We start from the raw sequence: 24,958 nt of genomic DNA on the forward strand, positions 1-24,958 counted from the left end.
TCGATGTGTGGTTTCGAACAGTCATCGGCCGCGGCTGGTGCGGCGTAACAGCGGCCTAGGCAGTAGAGCCGCGGGTCGGAACGCTCGGCCTCGGCCCAGCGTTGCGAGTCGCGTTGGCGTGCAACGAAGCACGCAGTACCTTGGCATGGCTGATGGTCGACGACCACGTCGGCGAGGTGGTAGAACGCTCGACCACCGAGAAGTCGTACAGTGTCGCGTGCCGGTTGCCTCATCACGTCAGCCTCAGCGGGTGGCAGCTGCTGCCATCGGACGTGGGTGCGTGGATTCACCCTGCCTGTCCGGCCCGTTCATTGCGGTCGCGGCGCTCGACTCCCGAGCCAGAAATGTGCCTAGTTCGCCGATCGCGCTCATCAGGGGCGCAGGAAACACGACGGTGGTGTTCTTTTCCACACCGAGTTCGGCCAGCGTCTGGAGATTGCGCAGCTGCAGTGCGAGCGGATGCGCCATCATGGTGTCGGATGCCTGACCGAGGGCCGCTGCGGCTCGGGCCTCGCCTTCTGCCGCAATGATTTTGGCGCGCTTCTCGCGCTCGGCCTCGGCCTCCCGCGCCATCGCTCGTTTCATACCTTCCGGCAGTTGAATGTCCTTGAGTTCGACCAAAGTCACTTCCACGCCCCATTCGAGGGTGTTTGTGTCGAGGATCTGGCGGATGCTGGTGTTGATCTCGCTGGTGTTCGCCAGTACGTCATCGAGAGAATGCTGGCCTACGACGTTGCGTAACGTGGTCTGTGCGATCTGATTGATCGCAACGGCAACATCTTCGATGGCCATGACCGACTTGCGCGCATCGACGACGCGGAAGTACGCGACAGCGGCGATGTCGACGCTGACGTTGTCCCGCGTGATGATGCCCTGCGACTGGATGGGCATTGTCACGATTCGCAAAGACACCGCCAGCAGGCGATCGACTGTAGGAATGATCAGCCGGAGCCCCGGATCCCGCACACCGATGATGCGGCCGAAGCGGAAATGCACCCCGCGTTCGTACTGCTTGACGATGCGGATCGATGACGCCAGCAGCACAGTGCCGAAGGCCAAGACAACCGCTACCACTACGCCGGTCCCGTTCATGTCTTCTCCAAACAACGGCGTCGACCACCGTCCGATCGCGATGAGTCGCTATGACGAACATTGCCTTGCCCTGAGCGTGCCGGACAGGGCCATTGGGCCTGCGGCTGCAATCTTTTTGTCAATTCGCTCGAATCCCGGTAGGGGCCGGCCGCCGGTTTTCGCTGCGCATTCGGTTGTGGCTCCGGCCGGCGGAGCGGGCGACGACAATGGTCAACGCCGCCAGATAGGCGGTCATCGTGAGCACCTGTATGCGCTCGAACAGTCCCGTCCAGTCAGAACCGGTGAGGGCCATGCCGATTTGCACGCAACCGAGCAGCGCGCCGACGGCCGCCACGACGAGCCCGGTGGACCCGAGCCGGCGCGTCTCCGATTGCCGGCGCAATGCGGTGCCGAAGGCCGCCATCGCGATGACCATTGCGGCGAATCCGATCACCCCGGAGATGGTGTGCAACTGCGACAACTGGGCGGACACGGCGGCGTGATCACCATCCCAGCACCGGACATCTGTTGAGGGCGTGCACGTCATGGGTGACAAGGCATCGATGATCGCGGTTGCGGCGGCAATGGTCAGCGCCGCGCTCCCGAGGCGCATCGGTGGCGACGGACGCCACAACAGCAGAATTCCCCCGAGTACGGTCAGGCCGAATCCAGCCACGAGGTCACCGATCCGGAATGCTTGATATGCGGGTTGGCCGGCCACCGACAGTTCGCTGATGTACGACCGTGCGGGGCTGAGAGGCGATCCGATAACCCATTGCAGCGGGAAGTCACAGTAGCCGATGAGTCCGGCGACCCCGACCAACAACCACGGCTGGGGTGCTGGCCGGAACCGGACGGTGGAGGCCACTCCTTCGTCCGATCAGCTACGGGGTCGCCGCGACGGCACTGAGGTGTTCGACAAGACACTGGCATGCAAGTTCAGCGACCTGCCCAGGACCACAATGCCCTTGCCGCAGAGGCATTCCAGTCGATGCGCCAACTGACGGACAGCGTCCGAGCGATCAACCGACTGCGTCATGCCCGTGAGCATTGTCCCAAGTAGGGCCTGCTGCTATGGCATTTGGTCCCTGAACCTGCCGACCAGGGTCCTGTTCGGTGGCTCCAGACATAAGCCCCACCCGATTCGTTACTTCGGTCCCTACCGCCCGCGGAACGCACATGGTGGGCTCGAATGTGCGCTTGTAGGCGGCCGCGTACTACGGAGTCGTTGTCGGGCAAGATAATTGGAGTTGACGAGATGGAACCTGGAATCCCTCTGGGCCGAGTGGCGGGGATCCCGCTGAGTGTGCACTGGAGCGTGCTCGTCATCCTCTGGCTGTTCGGGTGGAGCCTGGCTGATTCCTTGCCCGCGATGGCGCCCGGTCACTCCGCCGGAATCTACTGGCTGGCCGGACTGTCCGGGGCCGTGGTGCTCATCCTGTCGGTGTTTGCCCACGAGCTGACTCACGCGTTCGTAGCGCGCCGATACGGCGTCGAGGTCCACGGAATCCAAATGTGGTTGTTCGGAGGTATCGCACAGCTCGAGAGCGAAGCAAAGGACGCGAGAGCCGAGTTCCGGATCGCCGCTTCGGGCCCCGTGACAAGTCTGATCTTGGCAGGGCTGTTTGCCGCGGTGGCAACCGCCCTGCGCGGCGTCGCCGGCACAGACATCGTCACCGCCGTCATCTGGTGGCTCGCCGCAATCAACGTAGTGGTCGGACTGTTCAATCTGCTGCCCGGCGCCCCGCTGGACGGCGGGCGGATCCTTCGTGCCTACCTGTGGAGGCGGCACGGCGATGCGGAGCGCGCTGCGACACAGTCGCTCCGGGCGGGGCGCGTCCTGGCCTACCTGCTCATCGGTGTCGGACTGTTCGAGTTCCTCAGGGGCATCACAGTCGGCGGGGTTTGGCTGGTGTTCATCGGTTGGTTCTTGCTGAGTGCGGCGCGCGCAGAGCAGATGACGCGGTGGACCCGCCGGGCACTCGCGGGCTTGGCTGTCGCTGACGTCATGACCGCGCACCCTCATACGGCGCCCGGCTGGATATCGGTGGACGAGTTCATCCAGCGTTACCTGCTTGGCGACCGGCACTCGGCGTATCCGGTCGAGGACCGGAACGGAGACATCACTGGCCTGATCACGCTCAGGCAATTACGGAGCGTCGCACCGGAATTGCGGGTTAGCACGCTGGTCGGCGAAGCGGCGATACCCCGTGATCGGGTTCCTGCGACTAGTGTTCACGAATCGATCACCGACCTCCTCGGGCGGCTGGACCCGGCGTGCGGTAGCCGGGCACTAGTCGTCGATGCGGGACAGGTCGTCGGCATCGTCACTGCCGAGGACATTGTCCGGCTGGTCGACGTGCGCGCCCTCGCCCTCAAGGTCTGACGGTTCGGCTGCGGTCTGTTACATCTGCAGGGTGATTGGGTTGACGTCGACTTGTCCCCAAGTCGGGCAGACCTTGATGAATGAGGTATCGGTCGAGCCGCTGTTCGATCGGCCACCCGACGTGGCGCCGCCCGGTGAACTCGGAACCCAGGAACTTCCAGGCGATGGCGTCGCGTAGCTCGCTAGTCAGTTCGAACTCATCGGTGCGTGACATCGGCTTCCTTTCGTTCGCACGACACTTCGATTCTTTTAGCCGGTGCGCAGGCGGCGATAGTGACGATGGTCATCAATGGCGTGGGCGGGAGGCTCTCCGGTCGACGTGACGTCGGAGGGCTACGCGGCGAACATCTCGACCATTCGGTCAAGCGGGTCGCAATTCCACCTGTGGGTCAACAGGATGTGAGCTAGTCGCGGCCGACATCGCGGCCCTGTTGGTGACGTTCCGCGTTGATCAAAGTGACCTGTTTGACGGCGTCTGCCCCGAAGTAGCCGCCTACGACGACGCCGACCAGCAGAGTGAAGTTTGCGACCAGGTCTTTGGTAAACGGCGTCACATCGTTGCCGAGGGCGGAGAACGTCGCCCAGCCCACGATGACGAGGTACGTGACGACGAACGCGGCTGTGATGGCGTCGCGCATCGAGTTCCGGTCGTGACGGCCTGCCCCGCCGTGACGCTGGAGAAGCCAAACGCCAAGGAAGGTGCCGACCGCAATGGCTGCAGCGGCGGCCTCCAGCGGCCCGTTCCAACCTTTGAAGAGTTTGTTCAAGAACGGAGCGCCGGTCGCGATGACCAGGTCTCCGACCACCAGCGCCGCCAGGCAGCGTCGGACGAAGCGATCCTGTACCGGTGGGATTTGGCCGGGTTGTCCGCCATCCCCGGCGTTACCTGGGTTTGCGGTGTCGGCATCGGTCTGTCCCCGGCTGCCATTACCTCGAGTACGGCCCGCATCAAGAGTCCCGCCCGCATCGTTGTGGATTTCGCCTCCGGCGTCGGCGTGGGCAATTTGGTCGGTCATGGTTTGCTGCCCCTTTAGCTCTTGCAGTAGATATGACAAGCCTTCTGATTTAGTGGTGCACTGGTGTAGGGCCAAAAGCCCGCGGGCGACACGCGAACGGCTCCTTCCAGATCGAATGGCAGATCGGAACCGCTCAAGGTGATTCGGGCACCGAGTGCAGTCAACTACGCAGGCCGGCCAACCCCACTGCTCTTGACCTCACGAGTCCTTTGCCTGGGGGCGATATCCGCCCGGGATGACTAAATCGGGCAGCCCGGCGATGGACCCGGTGTTCAAGCCCGCGGGTTCGATGCGGCTGTCCTGCCACTCGGATGGGTTCGGCATAGAACATCGCCTTTGTCACGTCGACCAGCACCAGGTAAGCAACGGTGAATCCAGCCAGCGCCACGAAGAATTGCCATGGCAACGGTGTGAAGCCAAGCTGCCGACTCAGCGGCGACACCGTGAGAGCGATACCGACGCCGATCACCGACACCGTGGCCAAAGTGAGTGTGGTGCTGGCCCTGCTGCGCCAGAAGGGCGTCCGCCGAGTACGGATCGCAAAGATGATCAAGGTCTGGGTGGCAAGGGATTCCACGAACCAACCGGTGCGAAACGCTACCGGCCCGGCGTGGAGTACGCCGAGCATCAAGCCGAAGGTCAAAAAGTCGAACAGCGAACTGATGGGGCCGAAGGTCAGCATGAACCGCCGGATGAAGGCGATGTTCCAGTGCGACGGTGCGTGCAGCTGGTCGTCGTCGACGCGATCGGTGGGAATGGCCAGCTGTGAGCTGTCGTAGAGCAGGTTGTTCAGCAAGATCTGGCTCGGCAGCATCGGCAGGAACGTGAGGACCGCCGAGGCTGCCGCCGCACTGAACATGTTGCCGAAATTGCTTGAAGTGCCCATCAATACGTACTTGATGGTGTTGGCGAAGATGCGCCGGCCCTCGGCGACACCGGTCGCCAGAACGCCGAGATCCTTCTCCAGCAGCACCACGTCGGCGGCGTTCTTGGCGACATCACTGGCGGTGTCGACGGAGATGCCGACGTCGGCGGAATGCAGGGCGAGCGCATCGTTCACACCGTCGCCGAGAAAACCGACCGAACGGCCCGAACTGCGCAGAGACGAGATGAGTCTGGCCTTCTGTTCGGGCGATATGCGGGCAAAGATCGTGTGGTCGCGGGCGGCGGCGGCCAATCCAGGCTCATCGAGTTCTGCCAGCTGGGCTCCGGTGAGCGTGCCCTTGGATGCCAAACCCAGATCGGCGCAGACCTTTTCGGCCACCGTGGGGTTGTCGCCGGTTGCCACCTTGACTTCGATACTCAGTGCTGCCAGCTGTGCCAGTGAGTCACGCGCGGCCTCTTTGGGGTTGTCGGCGAACACCAGGAATCCGTCGAGGGTGAGCCCGGATTCGTCGGCACGGGTGATTTGGCGCAAATTCGGCGCGAGCCGACTGGCGACGGCGACGACACGCCTTCCGTCGGCGAACAACTGCGCCAAGGTGCGGGTCGCGACGTCGGGTGCGTTGTCGCACCGGGTCAGGACTTGTTCGGGTGCACCCTTGACCACCAGTACCCGACCCTCGGTGTCGTCGACGAGTGCAGAGGTGGCCCGCCGATCGTGGTCGAACGGAAGTGTCGCGACCCGGGTAACACCGGCGATGCCGGTCCGGCCATCCCACAACGCGGCGTCGAGCTCGTTGGCGCTCGCCCCTCCGGTTTCAGGGTCGACGTCAGTCGCCAGAAGCCCGGTCCGCAATACCGATTCGGAGTGACTGCCCGCCGGATCAACCGTGTCGATGAGCGTGATCCGTCCCTCGGTGAGGGTACCGGTCTTGTCGGTCATCAGGATGTCCATGTCGCCGAGATCCTCAATGCAGACCAGTCTTTTGACCAGTACCTTCAGCCGCGCCAACTGTCGCGAACCCGAAGCCAAGCTGGCGCTGACCACAGCCGGCAGCAACTGTGGCGTAATGCCGACCGCAATGGCCAATCCGAACAACGCCGAATCAATGAGCGGGCGCCGTAGCAGCAGACTCGTGACGATGATGACGACCGCCAGCGTCAGCGCTACGCGCAGCAGCAGGTAGGAAAACTTCCGCAGTCCGATCTGAAAGGCGGTCTCCGGTTGCCGCTCACCGAGGCCGGCGGCGATGCGCCCAAATTCGGCGTTGACACCGGTCGCGTAGACCACAGCCGTTGCCTCTCCTGCGCTAACAATGGTGCCCATGAAAGCCAGATTGGCGGCGTCGAGAAGTTCAGCGCCCAACATCGTTGGCTCGATGGATTTTTCAGCAGGGACAGACTCACCGGTCAGGATGCTCTCGTTGCATTCCAAACCGTTGACGCTGAGCAGTCGGACATCTGCAGGTATCAACTCACCCAGTTCGAGCCGGATGACGTCACCGGGAACCAGTTCGTTGACATCAAGACGCTGATATTGGCCATCGCGACGGACCATTGCGGTATGCCGAACCCGGGAATGCAATGCGGCAGTGGCACGTTCGGCGCGGTACTCGTTGAGAAAACCGAGTCCGACGCTGACGACCAAGATGATGCCGATGATTACGGACTGGGTGCTGTCGCCGAGAAAGTAGGACAAGACGGCGGTGGCGGCGAGCAGGGCGAGCACCGCGTTGTTGAGTTGTCTCCGGAGCACCGCCCAGGCGCTGACTCGGTGGGTACGAACAGAGTTCGGCCCCAACGTCGCCAATCGTATCGACGCCTGTCCCGACGACAGGCCGTCGGTCGAGGTGTCGAGTTGTTTCAGCACGTACGGCAAGTCAGCGGACGCAAATTCGGCCGCGCGCCGGTCGTCAGTCTCGGTCACGCTTGTCATGGCCAGTCTGCCTTTGGCGTTCCGCTCGCCAACGCGGACTCCAACAGCACCCGGCGTTCGGCGGCGGCAATGGTGCGTCGGGCAGCGTCGAGGGCGTCCGGGTTCACCGACACCGACGTGATACCCATCTTCACCAAGTGCTCGGCGAAGGCCGGCCGTGTTGACGGTGCCTGTCCGCACAACGACGAGGTGATGCCGTATTTCCTTGCAGTGCTGATGATCTGACCGATAGCGTCGAGTACGGCGGCATCAGATTCATCGAACAGCTCCGCGCAGGTGTCCGAGTCGCGGTCGACACCGAGGACCAGTTGGGTCAGGTCGTTGCTGCCGATGGAGACTCCGTCGATGCCCATGCCGATGTACTCGGGCAGCCTATACACCACCGACGGTACCTCGGCCATCACCCAACGGTGCAAACCGCGTTGGCGGCCAAGGGGACTCGCATCGACCAACGACAGGCATTCCTCGAGTTCCCAGCGGGTCCGCACGAACGGGATCATCAGATGTACGTTTCCGGACTGCTCGCGTACTTGTGCCAGCGCCTGCAGTTCCAGCGCGAACACCTCAGGCTCCTTGACGTAGCGGTAGCACCCCCGATAGCCGATCATCGGATTGTGCTCGATCGGTTCGTAGCGGTCGCCGCCCACCAGGCCACGAAATTCGTTGGTGCGGAAGTCCGTTGCCCGGTAGATCACGGGTCTCGGCGCGAAAGCGGTGGCGATGCGGCCGACAGACGTGACCATGGCGTCGACGAGGCTCCGCTGCTCGCCGCGTGCGATGAGGTCGCGTGGATGCCGGCCCTTCAGCGCCTCGGTGAGCATGAACTCGGCCCGCAGGAGGCCCACTCCGTCAACATCCTGTGCGGCAACAGCTTCCGCGGTGTCCGGCATGGCGAGATTCGCGTATATCCGGGTGGCGGTTACCGCCGATGTGGTGACCGCTGGGCGGGTCCGGTCGGCGACTATGGTCGGTTGCACGGACCCGGTGCGACCCGCAATCACATATCCGTGCCGGCCGTCGACGGTGACCGGCATACCGTCGCGCAGGTCGGTGGTGGCTGTTCGTGCACCGACGATGCACGGCACACCCAACTCGCGGGCGATGATGGCGGCGTGACATGTCATGCCGCCGCTATCGGTGACCAGGGCCGCCGCCTTGCGGATGGTGGGCAACCAGTCCGGATTGGTCATCGGTGCCACCAATATTTCACCCTGCGCCAGCAGATCGCCCTCATCTGGGTCTTGCAGCACCTTCACGTTTCCTGAGGCGGTGCCGGGGGCAGCCGGGAGACCGCGGACCAACACATCAGCGTCGACGGTCTGAGGGGATCGTGTTCCGTCGCTAGTAAGCCCTAGGGTGGTGATCGGTCGGGCCTGGACCAGCCATACGGTGCCGGAGGCGACTGCCCACTCGACATCCTGCGGACAGCCATGCAGTCGCTCGACGGCCATCGCCAGTTCAGCCACACGCCGTAACGCAACATCATCCAGCACCCGGGACTCTGCTTCGTTTCGGTCCAGCGTCAGTGTGCTGTCGTGTCCGTCTGCGCCACGCACAATCTTGATCGGTTTGAACCCGATGCGGGAATCGAGGAGTTCAAATGTCGCCTTGTCGACGACATAGGTGTCCGGTTCAACGCGCCCGGAAACCACGACTTCCCCTTGGCCGAATGCCGCCTCGATCACCATATGGTCTGCCGCGCCGGTGCTCGGGTCGGTGGTGAACGCAACACCGGCGCAGTCGGCCACGATCATCTGCTGGACAACCACCGCCATTGCCGGGACATCGGAGTACCCTCGGCTGGCGCGGTAGGTGATGACGCGTGGTGAGAACAACGACGTCCAGCAGCGCACGAGCGCTTCGATCAGACCTGGCTCGTCGGTGACGTTGGTGACGGTGCGGTTCATTCCCGCGAACGATGCCTCGCGACCATCCTCTCCGGTAGCCGAGGACCTCACGGCGACAACGGAATCCGGTCCGAGCCGGCGGTACCCGGCCACCACCTGATCGCGGACGTCAGCAGTTGCACCCGCTTTGGACACCAGGTCCTGCATCCGGCTGCACAACTCCGTCAGCTTGGCCGAGTCGGAGACTTGCGCGAGCGCGTCCTGGTGCAGGCCCGCCAGCTCAGCGGCGACGCCTCTGTCGCGCATCGCGTCCAGATAAGCAGCTCGCGTGACCGCGAAGCCCGGCGGAACCGGCAGGTCGGCAGCGATGAGTTCGCCGAGGTTGGCCGCCTTGCCGCCGACTTCCTCGGCGTCGGCCAACCGCAGTGCGGAGAGGTTGTGGACATAGGTGGGTGTGGTCATGGCAGCTGTTTTCGACCTTCATTTTTGTGCGACGAAAGTGACTGGTGCGCACGCCTTGTCAGGCGTGTTGCGGGGTACCCATACGAGGCTTCTCGTTGGCGCGGTGTGCCTTTTCCGCTCGGTCCTTGATTCCCAGCAACATCCCGCGCATGGTGAGAGTGACTGCCGGACCGGCTAGTTCGGTGATGAACAGCTGGCCCGGATGACGGAGTCCGGCCCGGGTGCGCACCAGCAGCCGGCATTTGTCGTCGAAATGTGGCTCGAGGTGAAATGACCACACCGCGTGCCAGGGGAATTCTGGAGGCGCACCGCTGAGCACGATGGTCTCGTTTTCGACGATGCGCGCGACCGTCAGCAGGAGGCCGTTGTTCCGGCCGAGCCAGCCCGGTGGCGCCAGGCGTATCGCGTCGCCTGGCGTGAGCCGCTGCCATTCCGGGTGAATCGTTGTGTCACCCTGGAATTCGAGTCCCAGTAAGCTCTCGATGGTCTCGAAGGTGTAGAAGCCGGCGCGGTCCTGCCCCAGCTGTATCAGCCATGGCCAGACTGCTTCCACAGGTGCGTCGATCCACACGCCCTCAGTCGACTGAAGCGCGGGGGAGCGCACCAATTCGTCACCGGGAAGCTTCTGGCGGCATTCCTGCTTCGTCGTGCCCCAGTTACGGTAGTAGCGCCGTGCGGCGTACAGCAGAGCCGAGATGGCCACAGCTTCCGTCACATGTGTCCTCGTCATGCGACGACCTTGCACTTGGATCGCCTCATCCAGCTAGGGCCTTGCGTCCCTTAGTTGTCCACCGACCGCCGACGAACGGCACACAGGGCCGGGTCTTCAGTCCCTACCGTGCCGCGTCGCGGCGGTGATCGGATGTCGATGGAAACCACAACCGCTCCGAGGAGGCGCCATGTCATCGAAACTCCCTGTCCAACACCGGCCGCGCTCGTTCTGGCCGGACTTCACCGAACTGTTTGCCGGCCTGCCGGCCTGGCCCAGCATGCACCCGGTCTTCGACAACCACATCATCCGCGTCGAGGACGAAATGACTGAGGGTAACTACCAGGTTCGCGCCGAACTACCGGGCATCGATCCGGAGAAGGATGTCGATATCACCGTGCGCGACGGCGTCTTGACCATCAAGGCCGAACGCAGCGAGAAGAAGGAATCAAACGGCCGCTCCGAGTTCAGTTACGGCTCCTTCGTACGGTCGGTGACGCTGCCGCCCGGCTCCGATGAAGACGGCATCAAAGCCGCATACGACAAGGGCATTCTCACCGTCACGGTGCCGGTCAGCGAGGTCAAGCCCGCGGAGAAGCACGTGGCGATCGAGCCTGCCAAGTGACGTGTGCCGTGGTCCCGGGTCAACGGCGATCCGGGACCACGGGCACCTGAGTACGGGAGGAGCCTCGTGCAAGCCCGTCACTTCACTGCACTGATGGCTCTGGACTGCCGCTACCGAGTCGGCCCGCGGGGGATTTGAGATGCCCGCAGCGCCCAGCCGATCAGTGATCGTCACCCTGACGATGAATCCGGCCTTGGACATCACCACTGCGGCCGACTTGGTGCGTCCTACAGAAAAGATCCGTTGCGCCGGTGTTCGTTACGACGCCGGCGGAGGTGGTATCAACGTCGCGCGGGTAGCGCATGAACTAGGTGCCTCGGTGTCCGCGGTGTTTCCGGCAGGCGGCCCGACCGGCGGCCTGGTGTCCCAACTGATCGTCGAGTCCGGTGTGCCGTTTCGCCGGATTCCGATCACTGACTCGACGCGCGAAAGCTTCACGGTCAACGAGGACAGTACCGGCAATCAGTATCGCTTCGTCTTGACCGGGCCTACGCTCACGGCGGCCGAGCAGGCTGAATGCCTGGACCAGTTGAGGGACGCAGCGCGCGGTGCCTCGTATGTCGTCGCCAGGGGAAGCCTTCCGCCCGGTGTGCCGCCTGATCTGTACCAACGTGTCGGTGACATCTGCGGTGAACTCGGTGTGCCTTTCATCCTGGATACCTCTGGGCAGGGCTTGACTCACATCGCAGCAGGAGTCGCGCTGCTCAAACCGAGCCTGCGTGAGCTTCGGGAGTGCGTCGACCGTGCCCTTGCGACGGAGGCAGATCAAGCCGCAGCGGCTCGCGAACTCATCGAGCGCGGGGTCACGCGAGCCGTCGTCGTGTCTCTTGGGGCTGACGGTGCGCTGTTGGTGACAAGCGACCAGCAGCAACGGTTTTCGAGCGTTCCGGTGCAAGCGGTGAGTGGCATCGGAGCCGGCGACGCCATGGTGGCCGCCATCACCGTTGGATTGTGCCGCGGCTGGCCACTGAGCAAGGCTGTTCGGTACGGGATTGCCGCGGGCGCGGCCATGCTGACAACACCGGGAACGGCGGCGTGCCACCGCAACACCGTGGACCGCCTCTTCGAACTGGTTCGCGAGCCGTCGTCGGTACCCGCCTAGTGACGTACGACGATGACCGAGCACTCGGCTTGCGCAAAATGCGATTGGCCGCGCACGGGCCCGACGAGCCGCGGAATCTCGTGGATGTCAGGCGGTCCGATCACCACGAGCTGGATGGGAACCTCACTGGTGGCGATGAATTCGTCGAGAGACCTGGCGGCCATCCAGCTCTGCACCGGGACTTCCGGGTAGCGTGCCGACCAGGCCGCGATGGTTTGGTCGATAAGCGAATCGCGTTCGGCTGTCTGCGCCGTCGACGGAATGACGACCGCGATCACCCCGGTGCGGCGTAGTGCGGCCTCGCCGAATGCGACCGCCGCAAGTTCGTCGTCTTCACCGGCAGTGTTGAAGGACAAGGCAACCCATCCGGTGCGCCGCGATGAACGGTCCGTGTTGGTGTCTGGACCGCCACGCGAGCGGACAATGGCGACCGGACACCGTGCGCGGTGTGCGACAGCTTCAGCGGTCGACCCCAAGACTTTGGCCGCGATCCGGTCTATGCCTACCGAACCTACGCACAGGAGAGCGGCAGCTCGGGACTCGTCGATGAGCAGAGTGTTTGGGGCGGTGTGTCTTTGGACCGTCTCGAGCTGAACCGGCTTGCCAATGGCAGCAACGGCATCGGCTGCGGCCTGCAATGCCATATCGGTCGGTGCCACCGTTGGGCAGGCCGCCGTGCGCGATCGTTCTAGGTGTGCCGGCAGGAGCGCGGCTACCAGCCGTAACGGAACACCGCGGACCAGAGCTTCGTCGACGGCCCACAGCGCCGCGCTGATAGCTGCATCGGAGCCGTCGATGCCGACGACGACGGGTCGGGCAGCGCGAGGGGTCATGTTGCCAACCTCATTTCCTGTCGCACTGGTGCCATAGCCTCTAGTGTCAGGTCGATCCCTGAACCGACATAGAGACCAAAGCCATCGTTCCACCACGAACGACTCGGGCTGCCTCAAAGGCCATTGGAATGCCGATTGGATGACTTTCGGCCACATCATTTGCCCGTCACACTCCGTAGCGTCGTCCGCATGTCCCAAGTGACTCGACCGATCTCCATCTTGCCGGAGAGTGAATGCTGGAATCTGCTGCGTAGCGTCGCGCTAGGACGGCTCGTTACGGTAGTTGACGGCCAGGTGGAGATATTCCCGGTCAACTTCGTCGTACAAGGCCGAACGGTGCTGTTTCGCACAGCGGAGGGCACCAAGCTCGTCAGCGCCGTCATCAACAACAACGTGCTGTTCGAAGCCGACGATCACAACGTGGCCGAAGGCTGGAGCGTGATCGTCAAGGGGATGGCGCGGACGCTTCGCACCGATGAAGAGATCGCTGAGGCCGACCAGGCACAGCTCATCCCGTGGACTGCCACCTTGAAGCAGCACTACGTAAGAATCCGCCCGCTCGGCCTCACCGGTCGCCGATTCTCTTTCGGCCCTGAGCCTTACGTCGAATCCACTGCTATCTAGCTGTACGGATGGGAGCGGCCGCGAGACGGTCGTTTCCGGGCATGTGGGTACGCATGTGGGTACAACGGCCCTTACTGGCGGGCGCGCCTGCGCCGAAACTTATAGCTATGACCGCCGTGCGGATCGCCGCGCGGGTAGTACCCAGTGAGGAAGACAAGGACCATGAGCGAAACCTCTGAATCACCCACTGACACCGTGGTAGTCACCACAGCCCAATCCGCACAGACCAGTCGGCTGGCCCAGGTAGCCGCCTGGGTGGGCATAGTGGCAGGCATCGTTTTCATCGTCGCCCTGATCTTCTTCACCGGCTTCTGTGCCGGCACCTACAGCGGTGGCGGGTACTGGCACGGCGGCTACCGGCATTATCAACCGCAGCAGGGGCCGAGTTGCACGATGGGACCCGGGCCGATGATGGGACCTGGGCCGATGATGGGGCCCGGCATGATGGGCCCGGGAATGACGGAACCAAGCCAGAAGCCGATGGGACCCACCACACCGAGCCCGCGCCCCTAGTTCGTGGTGACTGCCGCAGGACCGCACGAAGTCTATTGATTGAAGGAGCATCGATGACTGTCCGTGACATGGTTCGGGTGTTCAACAAGCACGTACTGAATCCGCTGATGCTGTTGGCCGCCGGCCGAAAATACTGGTATACCGGGGTGATCGAGCACACCGGACGACGTTCCGGAAAGAAATACGCCACCCCGGTTGTCATCGAGAAGGTCAGCGGCGGTTTCCTCATCCCGCTGCCCTACGGCACGCATGTCGACTGGCTTCGCAATGTCCAGGCCATGGGACATACCACCGTCCGGGTTCACGGACAATCTTTCAACGCCGCCGAACCGGTTGTCATCGATGCGCCGACAGCGGCCGACCTACTCTCGGCGCGTCGTCAGCGTGAATTCGGCAGGTTCGGCATCAAGAGTTACCTCAAGATGAGCCAGCAGTATCCGTAGCGTGCTGAGGTCAATTCGACTTCCCCTTCGTCACAGGGGGATTCGATTCCGGCTTCTTGGTCTCCTGATGTGAACGGGTGTAGGCCTCCGCCCTCAATAGACGCTTTAGGGCTTCGAGGTAGCGGTCGGGAATCATGTCGAATGTCCTCTCGGTCCGGTCAGTCGGCGTCGTTGTTCTTGCTGCCGTCTGCGCGCGTCAGCGCGCCCTCGGTACTACGAATGAGGTTGCGGTGGAACTGATACTGCGCAGCGGCCAGAGTATCGGCGAGACCGATTGCCGCGTCGACGACCTTGGCCCGCAGCGGATGGACGGCTTCTGGGATCGCCTCGTCCAACTCTTTGTTGAACCGGCGCCACGCTTCGGCTACGGCGTGCTGACCCATGCGGGCGGATTCGCGGAATTCGTCAAGCAAGTCAGTTGACGACGAAGATGGGGAGATGGTGCTCGGCGAGGATGTCGCCTTCGTGGTTTCGGGCATGTCAGGACCTCTCGTTGGAGTGCGATTCGCGGTCCACGCTAGGGGCGTCGCGGGCCGGTCCCGTAGCGTCAAAGGTCCTCAGGCGCCATGGCCGATGGTCTATTGAGGCATGTTGACGCCAACGGATATCGGGACGCGAGGCTTCAGGGCCCGACGACCTCTGCCACGGTGACGAATGGCCCCGGACGAAGATGCGTTCAGGCTCCTAACGTCTTGACTGTGCTGGCTTTCGCAGGCCGGGCGCGAATTTCCTGTCGTAGTTCGAAACGAGGGTCAAGATGTCGAGTGAGTCAGCAGATCGAGGCATTCTCGTCGGGGTCGATGGGTCCGACCGGTCCGATGCAGCGGTGCGGTGGGCGGCACGTGAGGCGGGTCTGCGAAACGTCCTGTTGTCTGTGGTGCATGTGTTGCCGACACCCATGGGCGGCTGGGGAGGTTGGGGAATTACGGCGGTACCCCTGCCAGAGGACTTCTTCCAACAGCTGGAAGCGGAGGGACGGCGAATCGTCGCCGACGCCACACGTGTTGCCAAGGAAGCGGTCGGTGACACCGCCGACATCCGAGTGCGCGGCGAAGTCGTCTATGCGCCGAGCGCGTCGACTCTGGTTGAGCTGAGCAATGACTCGCAGATGATAGTGGTGGGCTGCCGAGGTGAAGGGCGACTGCAGCGTGTCTTGTTGGGCTCAATCAGCACTGCGCTGGTACATCACGCGCACTGCCCGGTCGCCGTCATCCACGATGAAGCCGTAGCAGGATCGGACGCACCGGTTGTGGTGGGCATCGACGGCTCGCCGGCCTCGGAGTTGGCCACCGCCATCGCCTTCGACGAAGCTTCTTGGCGCGGGGTCGAATTGGTGGCCCTGCACGCCTGGAGCGATGCGGAATCATCGGAGCTTCCTACGCCGCAGTGGTCGGTTGTCTGCCCTGGCGCCGAAGAGGAACTGGCCGAGCGGCTGGCTGGTTGGCAGGAACGCTATCCCGATGTCCGGGTGCGCCGCGTGGTGGTCATGGATCAACCGGCTCGACATCTGCTCATTGAGGCCGAGTCGGCTCAGCTGATCGTCGTGGGCAGCCACGGCAGGGGCGGATTCGCCCGGATGCTGCTCGGATCTGTGGGGACCGCTGTGGTTCATGCGGCCCGCGTGCCCGTCATCGTTGCGCGGCAGCGCTGAACCGCACTCTACGAGTTGATGAGGCCCGACTGCAGGAGCGCGGCGTCGACAAACTGCTGCACTGGTCGTGACTCGAAGAATCCTGTGTGTCCGCCTTGGTACCAGACGATTTCGGGCCGGCCCCAGTGCTCCCAGAGGCGTACCACCTGCTCGCGCGGATGTACCAGTTGATCGGCGACGCCGGCGTAGATGAAGCGGCCGGGGAAGGGGACTCGCGGAGTCAACGACAATGGCGAGACCATCCGGCCCAGCGGGGCTGCCATGCTCACCGTCTCACGACGCGAGTCGTTGTGCTTCATCCCGGCATGGCGGCCGAGTAGCTCGGTCATGTCAGCGACCGGGACACCGAGAATTGCGCAGGTGAGGCCGTCCACGAGGCTGGCGACCAGCGACGTGATGTAGCCGCCGAGGGAAATGCTGTTCATGCCGATCGGTGAGTCGGGCTCTTGCGCGCGTATCCAGGACAGCAGCCGGCGTACGTCCCACACCGCCTGGGCCGTGGCGTGGACGTTGTCGAGTACGTCCTGGCCGGGAAATACCGCGCCGGCGGGTAGGCCGCGCCCCCGCGGTCCGTGCATCGGAAGGACGGGCAGGACAAGATTCAGGCCGAGATCCTGATGCAGATGCCACGCCCGGAACAGTGCGAGGTCGAGCCTGCCGCGGCCCATCATGGCGCCGTGTACACATACCAGCCACGGGCGTGGTTCCCGGTGCCGCAGCAGCAACGCATAGCCGCGGTTGTTGGCGGAATAGCCGAGCCATCGGTCACGACCGGGCTCACCGATATTCGGTGCGTATCCACTGTCGAAGACGATGCGTTCGAAGGACCGGCCATAGGATTCTACTGGCCGAACCGTGACGTCGGTAAGTGGTGGGGGAGCCTCGAAGAATTCTTCGGGTTTATCCAAACATCCTTGGCTGCCGTAGAATTCAATGCCCGCGCGGACTTCGCGTTTGATTCGCTCGAACAGCCTTTGGTCGCCGAGGGGCTGCAGGATCCGAATGCCGGTGAGAACGATTTCGTCGCGGAACGCTTGTGCGGCCAATGCGAGCGTCGGACGCGCCACCGGAAGTGCATCGGGTTGATGCTCGAGATAGTCCTGCCAGGATCGAGCGTAGTAGCGGCCCGTCCGTCGGAACGGCCGAATGAGGTGGTCCAGCGCCGTGGAACCACGCGAGGACAGGCTGGTCGGTGCCGCCCGTGGCCCGTCGTCGTGCGCAGGTGCTGCCATGTTGGCAAAGGTATTTCGAGCTCTGCCTGATGGCGTAGGGGAATAGGTCCCGCCCGTGGCTGACTATCGCAACTTCGGCGAAAAATGCGCTGGGACAACGGTATCGTCTTTGACGGCAAGGCTCGGACACAGAGCTGTTGGAGGAATTGAGGGCCGGCTTGATGAATCCGGTGGAGCCGCTGGACGCGGCGATGCTCACAGCGGAGTTACTCTCCGATCCGCTGCACGTGGCTGCACTGCTGATTCTGTCGCCACCCGCCACGGCGGGGCCGGGATACGTCGATGAACTGTTTGAGGAGGGGCTTGCTGATACCTCTGACATGGATCCGCGTTTTCGACGGCACCCACACATCGGCCTCGACACCGCAGGCTTGTGGATGTGGCGCACCGATGACAGTGTCGACATGCGGGATCATCTGGAGCGCCGGACCTTGTCCGGGGGCGCAGACCGCGACGCGTTGTGGAAGTTGGTCAGCGAGTTGCACGGCGTGCCGCTCTCCCGCTCACGACCAATGTGGATCGCCTATCTCATCGACGGTCTGGCGGACGGCCGCTTCGCGTTGTACATCAAGGTGCACCACACGCTGATCGACGGCGTCGCCGGAATGCAGATGATCGGTGGCGCACTAACCACCGATCCCGAGTTCCGGGGTGCGCCGCCGTTTTTCGCCATGCCGCGGACGCCGGACGAGGGCAGCGGTGGCACACACCGACTGCTTCCGAATCCTGTGACACTGGCGCACGCGGCGTTGTGTGGTGTCATCTCAGGGTTGGGCTTCGCTCGTGAACTTGCGATGGGCGAAATATCAACGGCGATAGCGAGTATCGGCGCCGGAGTGACCGTGCTGCCGTTCGGCGCCCCGTACACACGATTCAACGGCCGCCTCGGCCGGGAGCGGGCATTTGCCGGCGTGAGTCTGCCCAAGTCGCGCATCGCGGCGATCCGCGATGCCGCCGGGGTGACCGCCAATGACGTGCTGACCGCCGTGGTGGCGGGCGTCCTGCGGGAATGGCTCGCGGCCCTCGGTGAGCTCCCAGCCCGATCGTTGGTGGCGATCTGCCCTATCACGGTGCGGGCCCGCGAGGGCCAGGAACGCTCGGCCGACGAGCTTCGTGCAAATCTGTTCGGCCTCGAATTGTGTTCGCTGGGCACTCACCTCGGGGATGAGGCCGACCGCCTGGCACATATCCATCGCGCAATGTCCTGGGCGAAGTCCGAAGTGGCGAGACGGGGCGCGAATGTCACGACGCTCCTGCTCGCTCCGAGTATCGGGCCGACGGTGTTGTCCCCGCTGCTGCCATTCGCGCCGCGGCGACGTCGCGGTTACAACGTGTCGATCTCGCACGTCCCCGGTCCGAAGAGCGAGATGTACTGGAATGGCGCTCATTTAGAGGAGATCTACCCCGTATCGACGGCGATCAACGGTCAGGCCCTGAACGTCACGACGTGCTCATACGCCGACCGGGTGATGTTCGGGTACATATCTGGGCGGCGGGTCATGCCCGACATCGAGTCGGTGGTGCCCCTCACGGAACATGTGCTGACGGAATTGGAGACCGCGCTCGTGCGGCGCGGTCGGCGCCGTTAGCCAGTGGTCAGCCAAAAGGTGGCTCCAGTTCGGGGTTTCCTGCCACCGCAGGGACTGAAGTCACCGTGAGCCGGGTCTTATGCAGGTCGCGGCCGGTGAGCTGTCAGGAGTAGGCAGAAGGGGAACACATGTCAATCGAGTGGAAGGGTCACGATGTACTTGAAAGACGACACAGCGCTCGTCGAGGATATTCTCGAAGAGTTGAAGGCTGACCCGGCGATCGAGTCCTCCCGCATCGCCGTCACCGCGGTTGACGGAGTGGTGACGTTGACGGGCACTGTGCCCACATGCTGGCAGAAACATGAAGCAGCTCAGTCGATTTGGCGTGTCCTGGGGGTGCGTGCCTTGGCGGATGACCTACGCGTCGAGGTGCTCGGCACGCATGTTCGAGACGACACCGACATCGCGGCGGCGGCGGCCACCGTGTTGCGGTCGCACAGTGATCTACCCGAGACCATCGATGCGACTGTCAGCGACGGCATTGTCACGTTGACCGGCAAGGTGGACTGGCACTTTCAGCGTACGGCCGCGGTGAACGCCATCAAGAACATGCGCGGTGTCAAGAGTGTGCGTAACAACATTGACCTGAACGACGCGCCGAAGATCGCTGACGTCCGGGAGCGGATCCGGATGGAATTGGCCCGGACGGTGAACGAGGAAGTCAACAGCATCGTCGTCGAAACCGGCGACGGCACTGTCACTCTGAGCGGCACGGTGAGATCTGAGGCGGACGCGGCGGCGGCCCGCCATGCCGCTTGGGCAGTTCCAGGAGTCAAAAGCGTGAAGGACTTGCTTCACGTTTCGTAGCTGCAGCTACCGAAGCTCGACGGTAATCCAATTGTTGGCTTGTTCGACGTGACCCGCAGGGAACTGGCGGATTTGCGCCGAGATGAAATTCCCTGTGGGACCGCCGAATCATGGGGCACACGGGGGCGCGATCGCCGGGGCCATCACCTTGGCCGGCGCTGCCGCGACCCGGCAACACATCGGCGAACAGCAGCTCAAGAGGCACCCGGTGATGCGCCGCTGGAAACGCAATGCCGCTGTCGCTTATTTGATTGATGCGTAAGTATCCGGTCGGTGCTGGCGACAACCACGCGAAATGGGCGTAGCGTGAAGTTACGCGATTGCGTGTGCGGAGGTGTGGAGCAGTGTGAACACCACCGAAGACGGCACCGGTTCGGTGTTTTCGCGGCTAAGCCGGCGGGGGCTGTTCGGCGAGATGCATGAACAACTCGACGAGCTCTTGGCTGGACGCGACCAGATGGAGTCGTTGCTGCGCGTGATCGTCGGCATCGGTGGTGACCTCGATCTGAACACGACCTTGCACAGGATCATCGATGCTGCGATCGAGTTGACCGGGTCACGCTATGGCGCGCTGGGCGTGCGGGGGCCTGATGGCATGCTCGATGCTTTCCTGTTCAAAGGGATCGGCGCCGAATTGCAGGCGCGTATCGGGCATCTCCCGGTCGGTAAAGGCGTGCTGGGCGTGTTGCTGGACCGTACCGAGCCGCTGCGCGTCGACGATCTGACCCAACATCCGGCAGCGGTCGGATTCCCCGAACACCATCCGCCGATGCGTGCATTTCTTGGCATGCCGATCGTCATCCGAAGTGAGGTGTACGGCAGCCTCTACGTGACCGACGATCGAGCCGGCCACGTGTTCACCGAATCCGATGAGAACGCCATTCGTGCGCTGGGTGCGGCGGCCGGCGTGGCTATCGACAACGCCCGTTTATTCGAGAGACAGCGGGCTTCTGCCCGCTGGATTACCGCTGGCCGTGAAATAACCTCGAACCTGTTGTCCGCTGCAGCGCCGGAGCGGCCATTGCAGATGATCGCCGAGCGTGTACACGAATTGGCCGATGCAGAGCAGGTCATCGTGTTGGTGCCGAGCGACGATGATCAGCCGGGCGACTCCGCCGGAATGCTGACCGTGGTTACCGCAGTCGGGCGTCACAGCGCAGACCTGCCGATCGGATATCAGGTACCCGTCGAAGGTTCCACCAGCGGTGAGGTGTTCCGCACGGGCACCGCGACGATCACCGACAGGTTCCAGTACCTGATCCCATCTTTTACCGATCTGGGCGAGCGACCGGCGATCGCGGTGCCGCTACGCGCCCGTGATGGCGTAACGGGGGTTCTCGCGGTGGCGCGTGGGATCGACAAGCCACGATTCACGTCGGACGATCTGACCTGGCTCGTCGACTTCGCCAACCACGCCGTCGTCGCGATGACCCTCGCCGAAGCCGGCGAGCAAGCACGCAAACTCACCATCCTGGCGGATCGGGAACGCATCGCACACGATCTGCACGACCACGTCATCCAGCGTCTGTTCGCCGCCGGCATGGATCTGCAAGGTACCGTCGCCCGGGTCCATTCACCGCAGATCATTGCCCGGCTCACCCGCACCATCGACGAACTGCAGTCGACCATCACAGAAATTCGCATGGCCATCTTCCACTTGCAGTCGGGACCGGATACTGGCTCGAGCTTTCGCGAGCGCATTCAAGGCACGGTGGCCGAGCTGACCGAACACCGCGACCTGACCACGACAGTGCGTATTCGCGGACCGCTTACGGTCGTCAGTGCCGAACTCTCCGACCACGCACATGCCGTTGTCGCAGAAGCGATCAGCAACGCGGTGCGCCATTCAGGGGCGGCCGCATTGACCATCGAGATCAATGTCGCCGACGAGCTGGTGGTCAACGTCATCGACGACGGCCGGGGTATCCCCGCCGACAACCAACGACGCAGCGGTCTGGAGAACATGAGTCGTCGGGCTCAACAACTCGGCGGGACATGCGAGTTCCTCACGCCGGCGTCTGGCGGCACTCATGTCTGCTGGACCGTCCCACTCGAACTCGAATCCTGATGAGTGTGGCGTTTCAGGAGATGACCAATGACCCTGTGGCGAATCACCGAATCTGCGCAACATGGATATCAGCCTGAACCGCAAGACAACTGGAGCTTCTGATGACCGAATCCATTCCCCGCGGCGACGACGCGGATCTGGCTGAGCAGGTGCAGTCTGTCGGAGATGCCTCGGAGGATGCCGACGAAATGTGGGTGAATGGCGTAGTCCAGCAATGGGATGCCGATCTGGCGGACACACTCGAGCAGCACCGCCCGATTCCCGATTTCGACGACGATCGGCGACCGTCGGAGTGATCGCCGCCACCGGCTGGCATCGGTGATCACCCGGCGGCTGCTCAGCCACTGAGCAACATCAGGTTTCCCAGTCGTCGGGTATGTAACGCAGCGGATGCGACATCGACCAGCCGAGCGATGCCATGCTCGATACCGCGGGCCAGTTCGTCGACATCAAGTTGCGCGTCGTAGTCACCAATGACACCGAAGGTCAGGCGGTCGGCATAACTCAAGATCGCAATACCCGTGCGCATGCCGACTGCGATGGGCGGTACCGGCACGAGGTCGATGATCTGACACCCCAATATGCGCATTCGTTCTCGCGGTCCGGGGACGTTGGTGGCCACGGCGACCACACCATGTTGTGGCAGTCGCCCGAGCAGTCGTACCGCCGATGCCATGATCGGAAACGGCACCAGGTTGGCCGCCGCGACCACCCAGGAACCCGCCTGACGCTGGCCACTGCGCTTTGCGGTGGACAGTCGCCGGTGTACGAGCCGAAGCTGTTCGAGCGGATCGGAGCGATCGACCGGCAGGTCCGGCAGTAACAGCGAGACCCGGTTGTCAGGCACATGCTGGAGTTCGGGAGGCCGGACGGAAACCGGTACCAAGGTGCGGATCGGTCCGGCGGAGGGTTTCATGTTGCGACGCAACATGGCTGAGCGGAATCCGTCGGTGATCGCCGCGAGGGCAACGTCGTTCACGGTGACCCCGAAGCGCTTGCTGACCAACTGAACATCACTCAGTGAGACCTGAACGGCGCTGAAACGGCGCAGATCGCTCAGGTGGCCGTTGAGCTGTTGCGCGGGGGCGGTGAGCATGCCGGCGACGATCTGAGCGGTCCCGAAGGCCACGCGCGCGCCGCCACGGGCGGTCGACGTCAGCATTCGCCACGCATCGTTGCCGATCGCTATCGGGTTGAAACCGTGGAGCGGATGACGGCTCGATCGCGATGTGACGGTTGGCTCTTCGTCGTGCGAGGGTGCCTGGTCGTCGCAGACGCCGGCGAGCAGGGCGGCCGCCGACACACCGTCGGCGATGCAGTGATGCAGCTTGACCAGCATCGCCCATCGGTCGTCGCGCAGACCGTCGAACACCCAGGTTTCCCACAAGGGACGCGACCGGTCGAGCCGGCGCTCCATCACGTCCGCAACGGCTCGGTAGACCGCGGCGTCGTCGCCCGGAGCAGTCACGGTATGCCTGCGGACGTGGTGACCGATATCGAAGTGGGGTGCGGTAACCCAGTGCGGGGCAGTGATGTCGAGTGGATACGAATGCAACACCTGCCGCATGCGCGGAATCGTGGCCGACCGGTCATCGAGGGCGGCCTTGAGGTCGGCAAAATCCGGGGCGGGACCCTCCAGGACGGCGAGCACCGCAACAGCCAGACTCGCATGGGAGTCCGAATCCTCGGCCTGCAGGAAGCCGGCGTCGAGCGCTGTCAGGCGGTCGTTCATCGGCGTGCTTCCACACCGTGTGCGTCTGCGGGCGCGTATTCCATTGCGCGATGCCGGAGGAGCGCACCGACGCCGTCGGTGAGGGTCAGGTCGCGGCTTGCATACTCGATGGCCGCGCGGCCGGCGATGGCCGCAAACGGCAGGGCTTCGTCCGCGCGTACGACCGCGCTGGGAGCCTGACCGAGATCCGAGAGAGTGTCAGCGTCTGTGGCGACCGTTGTCGGCGCGGTTCCGAGCAGTACGGCGGCGGCGCCCAGTTCGCCGATCAGCAGCGTGTCCACGTTGCCTTCGCGTAAGGCCGCGCACACCGCCCTCAGTCCGTCCACCGCCCGCCCGGACTGGCTGCCCCGCTCTTGAGCGAAAGTATCTGTGAGGTGCTGCGCCTCGGCCGCGTGCCGGGTGCGCAGCACCTCGTCGATGAATTCCTGAGCGTCATGGTCTGCCAGACGGTGTCCTGACGCCCCGCTCGGCAATGCGACTACCGACGTGCTGAATCGCTTGGGCAGTTCAGCCATCAACTCGGCGCGCGTGCGCACCTGTCCCGACACGAAGATGACTGCGGCGCCGATCTGGTCGGCAAGCTCGGCAACCCTGGAAGCGACCGCGCGGATGTTGATTCGGACCGCCTCCTCGACATTGTGCTGGAAGTCGCCATAGCCGTTCCAACCGGCAGTCGCGGCCTTGTGCACCGGAAAGCCTTCTCCGAGCAGCGTTTCGCGGCGGACCCTGTGGTGATTGTGGTGCGCGGTCAGCTCCGCACCTTCACGGTCGACCGCGACGAACAGATAGCTGGGATGCCACAGGTCTCCGTTCAGAAACGGCAGCACATACGGCAGCTGAGACACCCGGGTGAGAGGCAACCCGGATCGTGGATAGCCCGCGGCCGCGGTGATATGCAGGCCGTCGGCGCCGGCAATCAGCCCACGCGGTCCGGCAAGCGATAATTGTTGCCGCACTGCGGGTTCCAGTATCGCGATGATGGTGTCGTCGGCGCCTTGGCGGAGCAGATCACGACGGATGTCCTGCCAGGTCGCATCCATGCGTTCCTGTCCGTCGGGCACGTTGAGTGCGATATCGAAGTAGACCGACGCAAACGGTCCGTGGTGGCCGAGCAGCGGACGGAACGGTGAGGTATCCACGAAAAGCTCCCATCGGCTTCGCGCAAAGCGCATGAAGTTGGCGTTGTGTTCTTGTCGAATGATGCTGAACCCCGTCGCGCCGCATGGGCAGGGCTGATCGACCGCAGTCCGAGGGACCTTCGGCCGTAGCAGTAGGTCGGCGGCCGACACGATGGACCGAAGTCCCATGGGGTCCATGTCGAGTGACCCTTTTGCGTAGGCGCCCGCGGGATGAGCATCGAGAGAAGAAGCTGTCTTGACGACCGGTTGAGCGCGGCCCCGAGGGCCTTTCGTCGCAAACCGGCTCGGTGG

Annotated in this window: 22 protein-coding genes; 11 read left to right on the forward strand and 11 right to left on the reverse strand. The window is 63.6% G+C overall.

Annotated elements, in window-relative coordinates; translation table 11 throughout:
- Positions 1–243: 243 nt before the first annotated feature.
- Positions 244–1,092: a slipin family protein gene (locus ACNO8X_RS14790; RefSeq protein WP_133762747.1), complete on the reverse strand. Its 849-nt coding sequence runs from the start codon at positions 1,090–1,092 to the stop codon at positions 244–246.
- A gap of 118 nt (positions 1,093–1,210) precedes the next feature.
- Positions 1,211–1,939 (reverse strand): DUF998 domain-containing protein, encoded by a 729-nt coding sequence (locus tag ACNO8X_RS14795; RefSeq protein WP_418001598.1) that lies wholly within the window; start codon positions 1,937–1,939, stop codon positions 1,211–1,213.
- A 390-nt stretch (positions 1,940–2,329) separates the two neighbouring features.
- On the opposite strand from ACNO8X_RS14795, the gene ACNO8X_RS14800 reads away from it, so the two are divergent.
- Positions 2,330–3,457 carry a site-2 protease family protein gene (locus ACNO8X_RS14800; protein ID WP_418001599.1) on the forward strand — a complete coding sequence of 376 codons (1,128 nt, stop codon included), beginning with the start codon at positions 2,330–2,332 and terminating at the stop codon, positions 3,455–3,457.
- A 404-nt stretch (positions 3,458–3,861) separates the two neighbouring features.
- On the opposite strand, the gene ACNO8X_RS14805 is transcribed toward ACNO8X_RS14800, so the two are convergent.
- The 4 genes from ACNO8X_RS14805 to ACNO8X_RS14820 form a co-directional block, all read right to left on the reverse strand.
- Entirely contained in the window at positions 3,862–4,473 is a 612-nt protein-coding gene (locus tag ACNO8X_RS14805; RefSeq protein ID WP_418001600.1) for a hypothetical protein, read from the reverse strand.
- A 160-nt stretch (positions 4,474–4,633) separates the two neighbouring features.
- Positions 4,634–7,291 carry a magnesium-translocating P-type ATPase gene (gene mgtA / locus ACNO8X_RS14810; protein ID WP_418001601.1) on the reverse strand — a complete coding sequence of 886 codons (2,658 nt, stop codon included), beginning with the start codon at positions 7,289–7,291 and terminating at the stop codon, positions 4,634–4,636.
- Positions 7,288–9,600, reverse strand: a complete 2,313-nt coding sequence (ppsA, locus tag ACNO8X_RS14815; RefSeq protein WP_418001602.1) for a phosphoenolpyruvate synthase — start codon at positions 9,598–9,600, stop codon at positions 7,288–7,290. The genes mgtA and ppsA overlap by 4 nt, the downstream gene beginning before the upstream one ends.
- A gap of 58 nt (positions 9,601–9,658) precedes the next feature.
- A complete protein-coding gene (locus ACNO8X_RS14820; RefSeq protein ID WP_418001603.1) occupies positions 9,659–10,330 on the reverse strand; it encodes an SRPBCC family protein in 672 nt (223 codons plus the stop codon).
- 169 nt (positions 10,331–10,499) lie between these two features.
- Between ACNO8X_RS14820 and ACNO8X_RS14825 the strand changes: the two genes are divergently transcribed.
- Both ACNO8X_RS14825 and ACNO8X_RS14830 read left to right on the forward strand, forming a co-directional pair.
- The gene (locus ACNO8X_RS14825) at positions 10,500–10,934 is read left to right on the forward strand and encodes an Hsp20/alpha crystallin family protein (protein WP_418001604.1); all 435 of its coding nucleotides are present in this window, start codon (positions 10,500–10,502) and stop codon (positions 10,932–10,934) included.
- Positions 10,935–11,073: 139 nt separating this feature from the next.
- Entirely contained in the window at positions 11,074–12,036 is a 963-nt protein-coding gene (locus tag ACNO8X_RS14830) for a 1-phosphofructokinase family hexose kinase (protein ID WP_418001605.1), read from the forward strand.
- On the opposite strand, the gene ACNO8X_RS14835 is transcribed toward ACNO8X_RS14830, so the two are convergent.
- A complete protein-coding gene (locus tag ACNO8X_RS14835) occupies positions 12,033–12,869 on the reverse strand; it encodes a universal stress protein (RefSeq protein ID WP_418001606.1) in 837 nt (278 codons plus the stop codon). The two genes, ACNO8X_RS14830 and ACNO8X_RS14835, sit on opposite strands and share 4 nt — an antisense overlap.
- A gap of 189 nt (positions 12,870–13,058) precedes the next feature.
- On the opposite strand from ACNO8X_RS14835, the gene ACNO8X_RS14840 reads away from it, so the two are divergent.
- The 3 genes from ACNO8X_RS14840 (at position 13,059) to ACNO8X_RS14850 (ending at position 14,449) form a co-directional block, all read left to right on the forward strand.
- On the forward strand, positions 13,059–13,493 hold the full coding sequence (locus tag ACNO8X_RS14840; protein ID WP_133762737.1) for a pyridoxamine 5'-phosphate oxidase family protein: 435 nt from the start codon (positions 13,059–13,061) through the stop codon (positions 13,491–13,493).
- A gap of 162 nt (positions 13,494–13,655) precedes the next feature.
- Positions 13,656–14,006: a hypothetical protein gene (locus ACNO8X_RS14845; RefSeq protein ID WP_166651417.1), complete on the forward strand. Its 351-nt coding sequence runs from the start codon at positions 13,656–13,658 to the stop codon at positions 14,004–14,006.
- A gap of 53 nt (positions 14,007–14,059) precedes the next feature.
- Entirely contained in the window at positions 14,060–14,449 is a 390-nt protein-coding gene (locus ACNO8X_RS14850) for a nitroreductase family deazaflavin-dependent oxidoreductase (RefSeq protein ID WP_418001607.1), read from the forward strand.
- Positions 14,450–14,607: 158 nt separating this feature from the next.
- On the opposite strand, the gene ACNO8X_RS14855 is transcribed toward ACNO8X_RS14850, so the two are convergent.
- Positions 14,608–14,928, reverse strand: coding sequence for a hypothetical protein (locus ACNO8X_RS14855; RefSeq protein WP_166651416.1), 321 nt, complete (start codon positions 14,926–14,928; stop codon positions 14,608–14,610).
- Between the two features lie 278 nt (positions 14,929–15,206).
- Between ACNO8X_RS14855 and ACNO8X_RS14860 the strand changes: the two genes are divergently transcribed.
- Positions 15,207–16,100, forward strand: coding sequence for a universal stress protein (locus ACNO8X_RS14860; RefSeq protein ID WP_133762734.1), 894 nt, complete (start codon positions 15,207–15,209; stop codon positions 16,098–16,100).
- 8 nt (positions 16,101–16,108) lie between these two features.
- On the opposite strand, the gene ACNO8X_RS14865 is transcribed toward ACNO8X_RS14860, so the two are convergent.
- Positions 16,109–17,332 carry an alpha/beta hydrolase family protein gene (locus ACNO8X_RS14865; RefSeq protein ID WP_418001608.1) on the reverse strand — a complete coding sequence of 408 codons (1,224 nt, stop codon included), beginning with the start codon at positions 17,330–17,332 and terminating at the stop codon, positions 16,109–16,111.
- Positions 17,333–17,493: 161 nt separating this feature from the next.
- Here ACNO8X_RS14865 and ACNO8X_RS14870 point away from each other — a divergent pair, with 161 nt between their 5' ends.
- The 4 genes from ACNO8X_RS14870 (at position 17,494) to ACNO8X_RS14885 (ending at position 22,092) form a co-directional block, all read left to right on the forward strand.
- Positions 17,494–18,921 (forward strand): wax ester/triacylglycerol synthase family O-acyltransferase, encoded by a 1,428-nt coding sequence (locus ACNO8X_RS14870; protein WP_418001609.1) that lies wholly within the window; start codon positions 17,494–17,496, stop codon positions 18,919–18,921.
- A 153-nt stretch (positions 18,922–19,074) separates the two neighbouring features.
- Complete coding sequence (locus tag ACNO8X_RS14875; protein ID WP_418001610.1) at positions 19,075–19,728, forward strand: BON domain-containing protein; 654 nt, start codon at positions 19,075–19,077, stop codon at positions 19,726–19,728.
- Positions 19,729–20,143: 415 nt separating this feature from the next.
- A complete protein-coding gene (locus tag ACNO8X_RS14880) occupies positions 20,144–21,796 on the forward strand; it encodes a GAF domain-containing protein (protein WP_418005911.1) in 1,653 nt (550 codons plus the stop codon).
- Positions 21,797–21,897: 101 nt separating this feature from the next.
- The gene (locus ACNO8X_RS14885; protein ID WP_418001611.1) at positions 21,898–22,092 is read left to right on the forward strand and encodes a hypothetical protein; all 195 of its coding nucleotides are present in this window, start codon (positions 21,898–21,900) and stop codon (positions 22,090–22,092) included.
- A 41-nt stretch (positions 22,093–22,133) separates the two neighbouring features.
- Here ACNO8X_RS14885 and ACNO8X_RS14890 read toward each other — a convergent pair whose 3' ends face one another.
- Together ACNO8X_RS14890 and ACNO8X_RS14895 are read right to left on the reverse strand one after the other, a co-directional pair.
- A complete protein-coding gene (locus ACNO8X_RS14890) occupies positions 22,134–23,528 on the reverse strand; it encodes a wax ester/triacylglycerol synthase family O-acyltransferase (protein ID WP_418001612.1) in 1,395 nt (464 codons plus the stop codon).
- Complete coding sequence (locus ACNO8X_RS14895; protein WP_418001613.1) at positions 23,525–24,667, reverse strand: hypothetical protein; 1,143 nt, start codon at positions 24,665–24,667, stop codon at positions 23,525–23,527. Before ACNO8X_RS14895 ends, ACNO8X_RS14890 begins: the two co-directional genes overlap by 4 nt.
- Positions 24,668–24,958: the final 291 nt, after the last annotated feature.

Origin of the sequence: Mycobacterium sp. PDNC021, from assembly GCF_048282635.1 — a bacterium.
GTDB lineage: Bacteria > Actinomycetota > Actinomycetes > Mycobacteriales > Mycobacteriaceae > Mycobacterium > Mycobacterium llatzerense.

Bases quoted from the DNA above. Each gene is read 5' to 3' on its own strand.
- ACNO8X_RS14790 (WP_133762747.1), bottom strand. From the start codon at position 1,092: ATGAACGGGACCGGCGTAGTGGTAGCGGTTGTCTTGGCCTTCGGCACT.
- ACNO8X_RS14800 (WP_418001599.1), top strand. From the start codon at position 2,330: ATGGAACCTGGAATCCCTCTGGGCCGAGTGGCGGGGATCCCGCTGAGT.
- ACNO8X_RS14805 (WP_418001600.1), bottom strand. From the start codon at position 4,473: ATGACCGACCAAATTGCCCACGCCGACGCCGGAGGCGAAATCCACAAC.
- mgtA (WP_418001601.1), bottom strand. From the start codon at position 7,291: ATGACAAGCGTGACCGAGACTGACGACCGGCGCGCGGCCGAATTTGCG.
- ppsA (WP_418001602.1), bottom strand. From the start codon at position 9,600: ATGACCACACCCACCTATGTCCACAACCTCTCCGCACTGCGGTTGGCC.
- ACNO8X_RS14820 (WP_418001603.1), bottom strand. From the start codon at position 10,330: ATGACGAGGACACATGTGACGGAAGCTGTGGCCATCTCGGCTCTGCTG.
- ACNO8X_RS14825 (WP_418001604.1), top strand. From the start codon at position 10,500: ATGTCATCGAAACTCCCTGTCCAACACCGGCCGCGCTCGTTCTGGCCG.
- ACNO8X_RS14830 (WP_418001605.1), top strand. From the start codon at position 11,074: ATGCCCGCAGCGCCCAGCCGATCAGTGATCGTCACCCTGACGATGAAT.
- ACNO8X_RS14835 (WP_418001606.1), bottom strand. From the start codon at position 12,869: ATGACCCCTCGCGCTGCCCGACCCGTCGTCGTCGGCATCGACGGCTCC.
- ACNO8X_RS14840 (WP_133762737.1), top strand. From the start codon at position 13,059: ATGTCCCAAGTGACTCGACCGATCTCCATCTTGCCGGAGAGTGAATGC.
- ACNO8X_RS14845 (WP_166651417.1), top strand. From the start codon at position 13,656: ATGAGCGAAACCTCTGAATCACCCACTGACACCGTGGTAGTCACCACA.
- ACNO8X_RS14850 (WP_418001607.1), top strand. From the start codon at position 14,060: ATGACTGTCCGTGACATGGTTCGGGTGTTCAACAAGCACGTACTGAAT.
- ACNO8X_RS14855 (WP_166651416.1), bottom strand. From the start codon at position 14,928: ATGCCCGAAACCACGAAGGCGACATCCTCGCCGAGCACCATCTCCCCA.
- ACNO8X_RS14860 (WP_133762734.1), top strand. From the start codon at position 15,207: ATGTCGAGTGAGTCAGCAGATCGAGGCATTCTCGTCGGGGTCGATGGG.
- ACNO8X_RS14865 (WP_418001608.1), bottom strand. From the start codon at position 17,332: ATGGCAGCACCTGCGCACGACGACGGGCCACGGGCGGCACCGACCAGC.
- ACNO8X_RS14870 (WP_418001609.1), top strand. From the start codon at position 17,494: ATGAATCCGGTGGAGCCGCTGGACGCGGCGATGCTCACAGCGGAGTTA.
- ACNO8X_RS14875 (WP_418001610.1), top strand. From the start codon at position 19,075: ATGTACTTGAAAGACGACACAGCGCTCGTCGAGGATATTCTCGAAGAG.
- ACNO8X_RS14880 (WP_418005911.1), top strand. From the start codon at position 20,144: ATGCATGAACAACTCGACGAGCTCTTGGCTGGACGCGACCAGATGGAG.
- ACNO8X_RS14885 (WP_418001611.1), top strand. From the start codon at position 21,898: ATGACCGAATCCATTCCCCGCGGCGACGACGCGGATCTGGCTGAGCAG.
- ACNO8X_RS14890 (WP_418001612.1), bottom strand. From the start codon at position 23,528: ATGAACGACCGCCTGACAGCGCTCGACGCCGGCTTCCTGCAGGCCGAG.